General features: G+C 66.4%; 13 protein-coding genes. 2 read left to right on the top strand and 11 right to left on the bottom strand.

Annotated elements, in window-relative coordinates:
- Positions 1 to 530: 530 nt before the first annotated feature.
- Positions 531 to 1,172: a phosphoribosyltransferase gene (locus E2481_RS12855; protein WP_136717554.1), complete on the bottom strand. Its 642-nt coding sequence runs from the start codon at positions 1,170 to 1,172 to the stop codon at positions 531 to 533.
- Positions 1,173 to 1,283: 111 nt separating this feature from the next.
- Complete coding sequence (locus E2481_RS12850; protein WP_136717553.1) at positions 1,284 to 2,594, bottom strand: tRNA(Ile)(2)-agmatinylcytidine synthase; 1,311 nt, start codon at positions 2,592 to 2,594, stop codon at positions 1,284 to 1,286.
- A gap of 147 nt (positions 2,595 to 2,741) precedes the next feature.
- Here E2481_RS12850 and E2481_RS12845 point away from each other — a divergent pair, with 147 nt between their 5' ends.
- Positions 2,742 to 3,710 carry a transcriptional regulator gene (locus tag E2481_RS12845; protein WP_136717552.1) on the top strand — a complete coding sequence of 323 codons (969 nt, stop codon included), beginning with the start codon at positions 2,742 to 2,744 and terminating at the stop codon, positions 3,708 to 3,710.
- A 96-nt stretch (positions 3,711 to 3,806) separates the two neighbouring features.
- On the opposite strand, the gene E2481_RS12840 is transcribed toward E2481_RS12845, so the two are convergent.
- The 9 genes from E2481_RS12840 to E2481_RS12800 form a co-directional block, all read right to left on the bottom strand.
- On the bottom strand, positions 3,807 to 4,673 hold the full coding sequence (locus tag E2481_RS12840; protein WP_136717551.1) for a mechanosensitive ion channel family protein: 867 nt from the start codon (positions 4,671 to 4,673) through the stop codon (positions 3,807 to 3,809).
- Positions 4,674 to 4,777: 104 nt separating this feature from the next.
- Positions 4,778 to 5,026: a glutathione S-transferase N-terminal domain-containing protein gene (locus E2481_RS12835; RefSeq protein WP_136717550.1), complete on the bottom strand. Its 249-nt coding sequence runs from the start codon at positions 5,024 to 5,026 to the stop codon at positions 4,778 to 4,780.
- A 70-nt stretch (positions 5,027 to 5,096) separates the two neighbouring features.
- Positions 5,097 to 6,464, bottom strand: coding sequence for an aryl-sulfate sulfotransferase (locus E2481_RS12830; protein WP_136717549.1), 1,368 nt, complete (start codon positions 6,462 to 6,464; stop codon positions 5,097 to 5,099).
- A 182-nt stretch (positions 6,465 to 6,646) separates the two neighbouring features.
- Positions 6,647 to 7,192, bottom strand: coding sequence for an orotate phosphoribosyltransferase (gene pyrE, locus E2481_RS12825; protein ID WP_136717548.1), 546 nt, complete (start codon positions 7,190 to 7,192; stop codon positions 6,647 to 6,649).
- 83 nt (positions 7,193 to 7,275) lie between these two features.
- On the bottom strand, positions 7,276 to 7,968 hold the full coding sequence (locus tag E2481_RS12820) for a hypothetical protein (RefSeq protein ID WP_136717547.1): 693 nt from the start codon (positions 7,966 to 7,968) through the stop codon (positions 7,276 to 7,278).
- A gap of 131 nt (positions 7,969 to 8,099) precedes the next feature.
- Positions 8,100 to 9,128, bottom strand: a complete 1,029-nt coding sequence (locus E2481_RS12815) for a lysylphosphatidylglycerol synthase transmembrane domain-containing protein (protein ID WP_136717546.1) — start codon at positions 9,126 to 9,128, stop codon at positions 8,100 to 8,102.
- A gap of 12 nt (positions 9,129 to 9,140) precedes the next feature.
- Complete coding sequence (locus tag E2481_RS12810; RefSeq protein ID WP_136717545.1) at positions 9,141 to 10,628, bottom strand: sulfatase; 1,488 nt, start codon at positions 10,626 to 10,628, stop codon at positions 9,141 to 9,143.
- Positions 10,629 to 10,764: 136 nt separating this feature from the next.
- Entirely contained in the window at positions 10,765 to 11,133 is a 369-nt protein-coding gene (locus E2481_RS12805) for a NifU family protein (protein WP_136717544.1), read from the bottom strand.
- A 175-nt stretch (positions 11,134 to 11,308) separates the two neighbouring features.
- Complete coding sequence (locus E2481_RS12800; protein WP_136717543.1) at positions 11,309 to 11,494, bottom strand: hypothetical protein; 186 nt, start codon at positions 11,492 to 11,494, stop codon at positions 11,309 to 11,311.
- 254 nt (positions 11,495 to 11,748) lie between these two features.
- On the opposite strand from E2481_RS12800, the gene E2481_RS12795 reads away from it, so the two are divergent.
- Positions 11,749 to 12,405 (top strand): helix-turn-helix domain-containing protein, encoded by a 657-nt coding sequence (locus E2481_RS12795; protein ID WP_136717542.1) that lies wholly within the window; start codon positions 11,749 to 11,751, stop codon positions 12,403 to 12,405.
- Positions 12,406 to 12,653 lie beyond the last annotated feature (248 nt).

Below are 12,653 nucleotides of genomic sequence, written 5' to 3'. Positions count from 1 at the left end.
CGTTGTGTCGGCTTCTTTCTGTCTACGCTGTCGAGAGCGTCTTGCAATTCCTCGACGGAGATCTCGTCGAGATGATTCACTATCTCTTACAACATTTTCCGGGCAGAAAGTTCTAACGGTTACTATATTCTTGTGGATCCGTCACCGCAACAGTGGACAGAGAGTACAAACATCTGATAGTAGAGGGTGACCGATATAGAGAGTGAAGTCAGCAGAATAGCATTGTCTTTCAGGCGAACGCAATTACGGAGCTATATTCGGGGTCGCCAGTTCTGCAAAAGTCCAGAATATTACCGCACAACTGGCCATTACCAGTATGAGTACAATATGAATGTAACGTTCCTGCCGTACTATGTCCATGCGATACTAACGGGTCGCAGACAGATAATGCAACGGGTACTTCAAGTATCTGCGTTAATTTTGTGTGCAAGACACGCGCGTTGTATCTCGCACCGTATCAGAGAAATGAATTGAGTTTGGCAGTTTGATGGAGAGATGGCGTGCTCGCAAATCCACGGTTGAACTACAACTTAGTCGAGGTACGCCATCGCCTCCTCGTCGGTCACCTGCGCGAAGTCCTGGTAGAACTGCCCGACGGCGCGGAAATCTGCCGGCGTCTCCAGCGCCACGACGGCGTCGACCATCTCTTCGAGTTCCTCCATCGTCCGCGGTGAGCCGACCGGAACCGCGAGGACGATCCGCGCCGGCTGCTCGGCTCGCACCTGTTCGATACACGCCCTGACCGTCGCGCCCGTGGCGACCCCGTCGTCGACGATGACGACCCGTTTGCCCGCCAGCTCCGGTGGCGGCCCGTCGCGGTAGCGCTCGGCTTTCTGTCGGGCCTCCCGGGCTTTCTGCTCGCGGGCGTCGGCGACGTAGTCCCGGCCGATCCCCTGGCGCTCGATGACGCGCTCGTTCAGCCAGACGCTCCCGTCCGCGGCGACCGCGCCGATGGCGAACTCCGGGTTGCCCGGCGCACCGATCTTCTTGGCGACCACGATGTCCAGCGGCGCGTCGATGGCGTCCGCGACCGCCCGCCCGAGCGGCAGGCCCCCGCGAGGGATCGCGAGGACGATGTCCCCGTCGACGTTTTCCTGTCGCAGCCGTTCCCCGAGCCGTTGGCCTGCCTCTTCCCGATCGGCGAACTGGGTGGTGGGTGATCCGCGATGCATCACACATCCCTCTACACCGCGGACCACCTAATACCGCCAGCTGGCATGCGGATTCGGCACAATCTCCTTGCTAGTTACTCCCTGAACTCCCCTGCGCTGCTCCACGGCTACTCACCGCTCGGGATGGGTCGACCCGTCGAACCCACCTCGAACTAGCGGTTTGGCAATGTGCCGGCGCGCACACGGCGGGACCTCGTACCAGCCCGGTTCGAGGTCCCGTTCGACCGTCCGCTCGACTTTCCCGTCCGCGCTCGTCTTGCAGTCCCGACATCGATACCCCGCCGCCCGCCCGGCGCTTTTCATCGACCGCCCGCAGTCCGGGCAGTCCGGCGTCACCAGTTCGATGTCGTTCAGCCCCCGGACGGCGAACTTCTCCAGTTTGAGCGCGCCGTCGGTGACCTCGCCGCAAACGGTCACGCGGTCGCCGGCGCGGAGCGCGCGCACCCGGTCACGGAACCGCTTGGTCGGCTCGAAGGCCACGCAGGGCAGCGGCTCCTCGCGCTCGCGCTCGGGGAATCCTAGCGTGACGAACACGTGTCCGCCCTCCCGCGTTTCGGGTGCGTCGACCACCTCGCCGGTCACGCGATAGGCTCGCCCGTCGACCACTGCCTCGGGCGCGGCGTCCCGCAGGTGCATGTCGGTCCCCTGGTTCGTGACGAACAACTCCCGGCGCTCGACGGCCTCGCTCTCGATAGCCCGCGCAGCTTCACGAGCGATGTCCGGGTCGTCCCCGCGGATGCCGTGGAGGACCGGGCCGGGCGTGTTCGGGACGCAGACCGCCTCGCCCTCGCCGCGGTCGACGGTGTCCCAGATGTCGGGGTAGTACTCGTCGGCCACGGCGAAGACCGAGTCGGGGTCGACCGCGCGGTCGGTGCCCCAGCGGTCGCGCTCCCGATACGTGATGCACTCGTAGGTCCAGTCGGTCGGCCACTCCGCCGGCGCGCCCTCGCGGAACCCCTCCCAGGCCCCGAGCGCCGCGACCGCGCCCACGAGGCCGCGGCCGTTCCCCCAGCCGCGATGCCGGTAGCCGGCCGCCGCCAGCGGCTCCTGTACGTCGGGTTCCGGGTCGAGCAACTCCCTGACGGCCCGACGGGAGACCGACTGGACCCACTCGGGTCGCGCGCCCAGGTCGTCGTCGGCCACGACGACGCCGGGGTTCGTCCGCTCGTCGGTCCTCGCCGCGTGCTCGTCGACGAGGGCCGTCGCGAGGTCGAAGGCCCGCTCGGCCGGGAGGTCGCAGTGGACCGCCAGCGCGGCGTTTCCCCTGGTTTTGTACTCGACGGCTGGGTTCAGCCGGACCAGCAGGACTCGCTCGACGTGGCCCCCGGTCTCGCGGATTCGATCGGCCAGCAGGGCGGCGGCGTAGGTGGTACACATCCCGCGAGTTCGGGAGTCGGTGTCGTCGATGCCGACGATGGTCACGTCCGGGGGTTCGAACCCGACGGGGTAACGCGTTTCGGGGCACTTGTCATATATCAATCTATCGCCCAGCGAACCCGTAAACCGCCGGACGTAGCTGTGTGTCGCGGTCACAATCGTTTTATACGAGGAATGGTTATCCACAACGTGATGTCACGATCCGCACTGGTCGGGAACGTGACCGCGATGTTGCGGGACGCGGGCTTTCTCGTGAGTGACCGGTGTGCGATCCGACCCAAGAGTTTCGACGTGGCCGCGCGACGCGGCGAGGACACCGTGCTGGTGAAGATCCTGGGCAACATCGACGCCTTCGACGCCCGGACCGGCGCTGAGATGCGTCGCCTCGGCGAGTACCTGCAGGCGACGCCCATCGTCGTCGGACTGCGCACCCGCGACGAGGACCTCAAACCCGGCGTGGTCTACTTCCGTCACGGGGTGCCCGTGCTCTCGCCCGACACCGCCATGGACCTGTTCGTCGAGGAGGTCCCGCCGCTGATCTACGCCGCACCCGGCGGCCTGTACGTCAACATCGACAGCGAGATCCTCGAGGACGCCCGCGAGGACATGGACTGGTCGCTGGGCCGACTGGCCAACGAACTCGGTGTCTCCCGGCGGACGGTCTCGAAGTACGAGGATGGCATGAACGCCTCCGTCGAGGTGGCGACGCAGCTCGAAGAGCTGTTCGACGCGCCGCTGACCGCGCCGGTCGACGTCTTCGACGGCGTCGACGAGGTCCGCGACAGCGAGCCGATGCCCGACGACCCCGAGGTCGACCCCGACGAGGAGCCGGTCATCGCCGTGCTCACCCGCGTCGGCTTCGACGTCCACCCGACCGAACGCGCGCCGTTCCGGACCGTCTCCGAGGACGAACACCGCCAGTCGCGCATGTTGACCGGCCACTCGACGTTCACCGAGGCCGCCGAGAAACGCGCCCGCATCATGTCTTCGGTCGGGCGCGTCACCGGAACCACCTCGATCTACGTCGTCGACCGCGCCAACCAGGAGTCGGTCGACGGCACCGCCCTCATCGAACGCGACGAGATCGAGAACGTCCGCGACGTCGAGGACCTCAAAGACCTCATCAAGGAACGCGCCGACACCGGGGAACACCCCGCCTGATCGCCGGCTGGGACTTTTCACCGCGGGAAGCCGGGCGCGGACTGTCCGGCCTGTCCCGACGGTGGCGAGTGGCGCTGCGTTCGTGATTTACGGTAGTTAGAGCTCGTCTCGCGCCGTCTTTTCCGGTTCGTGGACCGCGAGCTCGCCGGAGAGAGCGTGCTGATCGGTCGTGCTGAGGTCGATCCCGGCGGCCTGACACCGTTCTTTGACCGTCTGGATGTACTCCGAGCGGGTCTCGGAGAACTCCTCGCGGTCCGGGTCCTCGATCCAGAAGCGCGCCTGGAGGACGACGGCGCTGTCGGCGAGATCGACGATCCGAACCGACGGGTCCGGGTCGGCGAGGATCATGCCGTGGTCGGCAGCGGTGTCCAGCAGCACCCGCGTCGCCTCGTCGATCCCGTCGGCGTACCCGATCCCGAACGAGTAGGTGATCCGCAGGGTGTCGTTGCTCATGCGGTTGGTGACCGAGGTCGTCGCCAGTTCCGTGTTCGGGACGGTGATGGTCTCGTTGTCGAACGTCCGGACGCGGGTGACCCGGAAGCCGATGTCGTCGATGAACCCGGCCTTCCCCTCCCACTCGATCCAGTCGCCGATGTTGAAGTTGGGGTCCTGGACGATGAACACGCCCGCGACGAAGTTCGAGATCACGTCCTGTGCGGCGAAGCCGACCGCCAGCGTCAGCGCGGCGACGATGAGCGCGGAGCCGCCGAGAACACCGCCGAATCCCGCCGCTGCCGCGCCGACGAACACTGCACCGACGACGATGCCGACGCGTAGGACTCGTTGCAGCGCCCGCTCGATCGTCGGCTCCAGGCCTTTTCGGCTGAACACCCACGCGACGGCCGGTTCGACCGCGAACCGACCGAGGACGTACAGCCCGGCCGTGACGGCGAGGAACTCGCCGACCTGCCACAGCAGGGTGTTGTACCTCGCGAGGACGCCTGCCACTGACTCTGCGGGCATCACCCGATGGACCGAGACCAGCGAAATAAGGGTTAATACTTGGCAACGCGTGGCACGGTCCGTTCGGCGGGACTGCGCCGCTCACTCCTCGACGGCGTCCCGCGTCAGTTCGCGTACGTCTCTTCTAAGTATTCGACGATGTCGTCGGATTCGGGCATCCCCTCGACGCCGTTGTCCGGATCGACGAGGACGGGCACGCCCGTCTGGCCGCTGACTTCCTCGACCTCGGTGCGTTCGCCGTGCGAGCGCGGGACCATGTGGGACTCGTAGTCGAGTCCGAGTTCGTCCAGCTTCTTCGTCACTTTCGCACAGTACGGGCACCCTTCCAGTTCGTAGAGTTCCAGGTTCGTCATCAGGCGTTGATAGGAGACTCTACGTGAAAGGCCCAACGGTGCTGTGTGTCAACTGAACAGGACCGGCCCCTCACTGTCTGGCGAGTCCGACGACTCGCTCGCGGAGCCGACCCAGCAGCCGGCGGACGCGGCGACGCTGGACGAGGAGTTCGCCCAGGCCCCACCCGAGGAGCAGGAGGGCGGCCGCGACGTAGCCCGCGAAGGCCCAACTGGGCATCCAGACCGGGCGGACGAACGGGACCACGTGGCCGTACCGTTCGCCGAGGTCGGTCAGTCCCTGGCGTTGCAGCCAGGCACCGACGCTGGACTCGTCGGTGACCGAGCCGCCACTGATGTTGTACGCGCCGCTCTCGTTCATGTCGGCGATCGTCGGCCCGTTCGAGCCGGGACCGGTGCCCAGCCGCTCGGCGTCGTACGGTGCCCACGGGGCGTAGGTCTCCCAGACGACGCGCCCCCGCGGCGTCACCTCGACGACACGGTGGTTCAGCGTGTCCGTCACGAGCGTGTTCCCGTTGGGCAGTCGGTCGGCGTCCCGGGGCCACTCAAACGCCCCCGAAAGCTCCCAGGTCAACTCCCACTCGCCGTCCCGGCGGGCGTACTCGACGACGCGGTCGTTCTCGCTGTCGGCGACGAGGAGCGTCGGCGTCCCGTTCGCGCTTTCGAGGTAGTCGGGGTTGTGCTGCTCGTAGAGCGTGTCGTGATCGCCGTCGCTACCCAGCCGCATGTCGATCGCCTTGGTCGAGCGGTTGACGACGACGACCTGATCGAAGTTCCGCAGGGAGACCAGGTACTGTCCGTCGTCGACCTTGTCCACGTCGTTGACGTGCGTCCAGTCGTTCGTGTAGTCGCCGCCGGCCGTGCGCGGGTAGTGGTTCCTGACTGTCCACTCCCAGACGATCTCGCCTCGCGTCCGGTTGTAGACGAAGATCCGGTCGTCGTTGACCCCGGCCTCGGCGTCGTAGTTGCGCATGTTCGCGACGAGCAACTCGTCGCCGTTGATCAGATCCACGTCGTGGGTGTCCTCGGCGTCGAAGCGCTCGCTCCAGACGACCTCGCGCGTCTCCCGGTCGAGTTCGTACACCACGGTGTCGCCCGGGACCGTCGAGGTGACCAGCAGGTTCCCGTCGGGGAGCGGGTCCACGTCGTAGAACCAGGTGGTGTTGCGCCCCGAGCCGTTGTACACCCAGTCGGTACCGCCGTCGGGGCCGGCGCTCACCAGGCGTGCCGGCTTCTTCCGGTTTCCGACGCCCTGGAAGTGAAAGCCCTGGACGCTGACGATGGTCTGGTTGGTCGCGGCCGAATCGACGGTGCCCGAACCCAGCGTCGCGGGTTCGTACTCGACGGTGGCGGCCGTCGCCGACCCGACGACGAGGAGGACGACGCAGGCGAGGACGCCGCGGACGACCCACCGACGCGGCGGGAGACCGCTGGATCGCATGCCCGTCGGTACCACGTTCCCGGTGAAGGATTTGTGGGTCCGGGCGACGGTGTCCTATCAGCCGACAGACTGTCTCGAACGGCCGATCCGCAACGCTGCGGACGGGCGCGAAGACGCCGGAGACCGATCGGGACCGCCGGCCTCCACACGAGACAGCCGGACAAAGAAGCGCCGTCGCGTAGCTAGGCGACGTCCACGTCGTCGGGCGCGTCCGCCAGCAGGTCCGAGGCCGTCACGAGCGATTCGAGTTCGAGGCCTGCTTCGGCCAGGTTCTCGCGAGCGCCCTCCTCGCGGTCGACGACGACCACGACCCGCTCGACCACCGCGCCGGCCTCCCGGAGCGCCTCGGCGGCGTCGACGGCGCTCTGCCCGGTCGTCGCGATGTCTTCGAGGATGACGACCTCCTCGCCGTCGGCGAGGTCGCCCTCGATGCGGTTGCCGGTGCCGTACTCCTTTGCCTGCTTGCGGGCGATGACGTAGGGAGTGCCGGTCTCGACGCTCGTGACCGCGACGAGCGGCACCGCGCCGAGTGCGACGCCGGCGAGTTTCGCCTGCCCGTCCAGGCGGTCGGCGAAGGCCGCGGCGATCAGTTCCAGGCACTGCGGGTTCGTCTCGAAGACGTACTTGTCGACGTAGTAGTTCGAGGTACCGCCGTGGGAGAGCTCGAACTCCCCGAACTTCACCGCGTCGGCGTCCCGAAGGGCGTCGATGAGCTGCTGGTTGGCCATACTGACCGGTCTCCCCGGGGACCCAAATATACTGGCGATTGCCGGCCGCGAAAAAACGGTTACTCGTCGTCGCCGTCTCGCGGCTACGCCGCTCGACTGTCCGTGGACTCGCTCCGCTCGTCCACGCCGTCCTCGACGCTTCCTTCGAGCTGGTCCTGCATCTCGTCGAAGCGGTCCTGCAGTTCGTCGAGCTGGTCCTGATAGCGGGCGAGCTGGTCGACGAACTGGTCGCCGAAGGCGTCGGCCTGCTCTTCGAGCTGGTCGCCGAACTCCTCGGCCTGCTCCTCGAAGCGCTCGTTGATGGCCTCGTACTCGTCGATCACCTGCTCGACGGCGTCGAGCGTCTCGTCCTCGATGTCCTCGTTGACCGACAGCAGCGTCTCGACCTGCTCGTCGAGCGTATCGACGATCTCGTCGACCGCCTCGTCGTAGGTGTCGATCCCCTCGGCGTAGTTGTCGTCGATGGCATCGAGCGCCTCGGCGTGCTGGTCGAGCAGCGTCTCGAAGCCGTCGGTGACGGTTTCGCGGAGCTGGTCGACGGCGTCGTCCTCGCCCGGCGTCGTGGACTCGACGGTGTCGAGGACGCCCGTGATCGCGTCCCGTGCGAACCGGACGGTCTGCTGTTGGGCGCGTTTCTGTGCGTCGACGGTCCCCAGGACAGTCCGGTTGACGTTCTTGGGGATCCGGAGCGTCGTCTCGACGACCTTCGGGCCGGCCTCGATCGTGTCGCGCTGGGCTCTGAAGATCGCACCGATGGGTGATGTGTTCTGGCTCATGTATGTGCCCTCGATTACAGTGAAAAATACGACCTGTACCTCCCTCTTTTTGCTGCCATCGATACAAGGCTCCCTTATATTCGACGCCGAATTTCTGGGATTACGTACCACAGAGTGGGAACAGATCCCACTCAGTTCCGCCCAATGACGTATATGGCGGCGAGGCCGCCGAGGCCGATGGCGAACCAGTAGCTCGCGACCCGATAGACCAGCGAGACCGCGTAGGCCTGGGCCTCGGTCAAGCCGACGAGGCCGATCAACAGCGCCGTCAGCGCGATCTCGACGCCACCCAGGCCGCCGGGCGACGGTACGATCCCGGCGATGGTGCTCGCCGGGACGATGAAGAGGACCAGCAGCGCGCTGATGGGGATCCCGACGGTCTGGCCGGCGAAGTACAGCGGGAGCGCGAAGAAGACCCAGCCGATGTACGAGAACGCGAGCGCCCGGACCAGTGCGCGCGGCTCGGCGGCGATGCGGTCGAACGCCGACCCGAGTTCCCGAACCCGTTCTCGAATGCCTTCGACGGTAACTTTCGGTGCGCGCCGGGCGACGGGGGCCGCGACGCGCATGAAACCACGGGCTAGCCGCGTCCGGAACCGCCAGCCGGCCACCACGATCGCGGGGACGCCGACTGCCAGGACGAGCAGCCCCATCGCCAGTGGTTCGACCGCTTCCGGGAGGTTGGCCTGCCAGAGCAGCCAACCCATCCCCACCGCCGCGAAGGAAAAGAAGGGCAGCAGGTTCAGCAGATCGGCGGTCACGACGCTCGCGAGGCTGTCCTCGTAGCTGGCCTCCGTATCGCGGGAGAGCACGTAGGCGATGAACGGTTCGCCGCCGGCCTGGCCCAGCGGCGTCACGTAGTTGGCGAACGTCGCCGCGAAGTACGTGACCACGAGCCGGCGGAACGACTCCTCGATGCCGGCCACCTCCAACACTACTTGCCAGGCTTTCCCCCAGGCGACGAGACACAGCGTCGTCGAGAGACAGCCCAGCGCCAGCCAGCGATACTCGGCGTCGGCGAACGCCCGACGCAGGTCCGCGGTGCCGATGCCGACCGCGACGAGGTAGAGGACTAGGCCCGCGACGGCAAAGCCCAGGAGCACCTGGACGAGCGTCTTCCTGTCGGCGAAATCGAGTATCGAGCGGCCGTCGTTTGTCACGCTCTGGCCACCTCAGCCCAGATATCCGAGGTCGCGCAGTCTGTCCTTGGCCTCGCCGCCCATGTCGTCCAGGACGTCCTCGTCGTCGACGTCGCTCCACTCGCCGCCGACGAACTCCTCGAACTCCGACAGAACGGCCTCGGTCTCGACGACGGCCGCGTCGTCGCTCCCGGCGACGTTCGTCTCCTCGCCTGGGTCCGCGTCGATCCGATAGGCCTCGTCGGGAATGAACTGATTGCGGATGTACTTCGCGTCCGGTCGCCGGGCCGCGCGCATCCGCGAGTAGAAGCGTGACTCTTTCTCCAGTTCGATGCCCGCCTCGGCGGCCTTCCCTTCGAGCTGGCGCAACTCGACGACCGGCCGGTGGTACTCGACGAAGCCGTAGTCGCCGCCCTCGAACTGGCGGTACTCCTCGCGGAGCAGCGACCGCGTCGGCTCCACTTCCGTCCCGCCAGCCGCGGCCGAGACGCCAGCGCTGTCCAGCACCGTGTGATAGAGGTCAGTCAACTCGACGGTCGTCTCGTCGTCGCGCGCCCCCGCCTCAAGGTCGGGGTGTTTGACCATCAGGGGGACGTTCACGAGCGGGTCGTAGATGCAGAACTCGTGGCCGTAGAGGTCGTGTTCGCCGTGGAGTTCGCCGTGGTCGGCACAGACGATCACCATCGTGTCGTCCCAGACCCCGCGGGACTTGAGCCAGCCGAACAGCCGGCCGAGCTGGTCGTCGATGTGCTTGATCTCGGCGTCGTACAGCCCCTTGATGTCCTCCCACTCGCCGTCGCTGATATCGCGTGCCCCGCAGTTGTACTCCTTGGAGTTCTGGCAGACTTTCGTCGTGTCGATACGGGGTGCGAACTCCTGCTGGAACTCCTCGGGCGGGTGGTAGGGCAGGTGGGCGTCCATCAGGTTGATGAACGAAAAGAACGGGCCGTCGGCATCGGAAATGAAGTCCATCGTGCTGTCGACGACGGCGGGGGTCTTCGTGTCGCCGCCGCCCTCCGAGGCGAAGCGCTCGTGGACCTTGTTGCCCAGCTGGACGAGGCGGTTGGCGACCGACCGGAGGCGGTCGTTGTCGTTCATCGCCTTCCAGGCGTCGGCCAGCGGCCCCGAGAGGACGTCGCCGGGCATGATCTGGAAGAAGTTGTCCTGGTCGTCGAACCCGTCGGTCAGGTGGGTGTAGGGCGTGATCCAGGCGTTCGAGGAGTAACAGGCCGTCTCGTAGCCCCCAGCAGAAAGCGACTCGGCGAGCGTCGTCGCGTCCTCCAGGTAGGGGTTCTCCTGGGTCGCGCCGTGTTCGCTCGGGTACTCGCCCGTGAACATCGAGGCGTGGACCGGCAGCGTCCAGGGCGCGGGGGCGACGGCGTGATCGTACACCGTCGCCTCCTCGGCGAAGGCGGCCAGGTTCGGCGTCGTCGGCTTCTCGTATCCGTAGGCCGAAAGGTGGTCCTTCCGGACCGTATCCATCACGACGAAGAGGACGTTCGACGGCCCGTCACGTGTCATTACGATACGCCCCTCCGCCCACCGGGTTAAAGACCTTGCTTTCCGACGGTTGGCGGTCGAGACCAATGCCGTCGGCCGATTCGGGCGCGACGGTCCGGCCGCTCACCGGGTGAGAAAAACGGAGAACTGGGCCGCTTCAGAACGGGGCTTCCGGGCCTTCGTCGTCGTCGCCGTCGCCCTCGTGGCCGGGGAAGGAGGGACTGGTCCCGCCGCCGGCACCGCCGGCCATGCCCTCGTTGCCGCCCATGCCGGTATCGGCGTGGACCGACTCGATCTCGGGGATCTCCTTGACCATCCGGGTCTTGATCGCCTGGATCGTCATCGGGGAGATGCCACAGCCCGAACACGCGCCGCCCAGCTGGATGGAGACCTCGCCGGTCTCGCGGTCGATGCTCTGGATCGCCGCGCTGCCCCCGTGCATCTGAATCTGGGGGAAGTTCCGCCGCAGGAAGTTGGTGACTTCCTCTCGCAGGTCGTCGTCGCCACCTTCGGTTTCCGTGCTCATGGTACCTACCGGTAGGGCGTCACCCTGCTTAGACCTTTGGACTCTCATGTTCTCTCGTCGGCGCGAACTGCCCATATCTCGGGCTCTGCGCGTCCGGATCGGGGAGCGGTCGGTCGCTGTGACGCCCCCTCGAAAAGACGGACGCCGCGAACATGGGGGTCCCCGGCGGACCCGCTCACGCCGAATCACTGCGCGTCTCGACTTCGGTGACGACCACGTCCCAGTCGGGACGGTCGTCGCCGTTGCGACAGTCCCATCCCCCTTTCACCTCGACACCGTTGGCGTGTGCTCGCAGCAGGAGCGCCCGCAGTTCGGCGTGCAACTCCGCTTGGGAGGTGACCGACGGCTCTTCGGCGGTCATCGGTGACGGACCTCCCCGTCTCCCTCGGCGTCCGGCGGTCTGACTGGGACGACGCCGCGACTGTGGTCCGTCACTGCGTCCCCCTCGGTCCACGCGACGGTAACGTCGCCATGCTGAATAGTTCGGCACGCAGATGCATAACGGACGTGGCTGGTGTACCATGGCCCGATTCAACCGGTCACGGGGGTGTCCCTGATTGACCAAGCCGCCCCGTTTTGTGCGGTCATCACCAACCGGGCTGGCAAGAGCGAGCAATGAGCGTCATCGCAGAGTTCCGCGTGCCGCCGACTGATTTCGAGCTCGGACGGGTCCTCTCCGTCGAGGGGATGTCGGCCATCGAGCTCGAAACCCTCGTCCCGGTCGGTGACTCGACCGTCCCGCTCTTCTGGGTCTACAACTCGACGCGGGGGTCGTTCGTCGAGCGCGTCCAGCGGCATCCGGCCGTCACCGACGTCTCCGAAGTCGACGAGTTCGAAGACCGGACGCTGTTCACGCTCGACTGGGACGCCAACCAGGACCACGTCTTCCGCGGGATCAGCGACCACGAGGGGCAGTTACTGAGCGCCACCGGCACGACCGACGCCTGGGAGTTCGAACTGCGCTTCCCCGACCACGACGCCCTGAGCGAGTTCACCGCACACTGCGAGGACGCGCAGATCTCGCTGGAGGCGACGAGCGTGTACAATCCGACGAGAGCGGACGCCGGCCCCTGGTACGGCCTGACCGATCCCCAGCGCGAAGCGATCACGCTCGCCGTCCGGAGGGGGTACTACGACATCCCGAGAGGCTGTACGACGAAACAGCTCGCCGACGACCTCGGCATCTCCGATCAGGCCGTCACGGAACGGCTCCGCCGTGCCATCGTGGCGCTCGTCACGCACACGCTCGTCCCCTCCGAATCGGAGTCGTAGCGGTCGTTCCCGAGACCGACTCAATAACCGCCCACACCATCGAAGCATCGGCCACATCTGCGTGCGTCGTACTCGGTCGCCGCCTGTTCGACCGGTATCTCCCGCAGTTTGTCCGGGTCGAGATCGAACGTGACTCCACAGGTCGTGTGGAGGGCTGTTGCGCCTGTTTCGTGCTTGTGGACCGTCCTCGTTCGCTCGTTTAGCACACCATTCATACTGTGTGCTATCCCGTCACAGTGGGTAAATCC

It is taken from the genome of Halorientalis salina (assembly GCF_005049285.1).
Classification (GTDB): Archaea; Halobacteriota; Halobacteria; order Halobacteriales; family Haloarculaceae; genus Halorientalis; species Halorientalis salina.
Note: the sequence above shows the minus strand (reverse complement) of the source record. Positions and strands in the feature narration are given on the sequence as shown.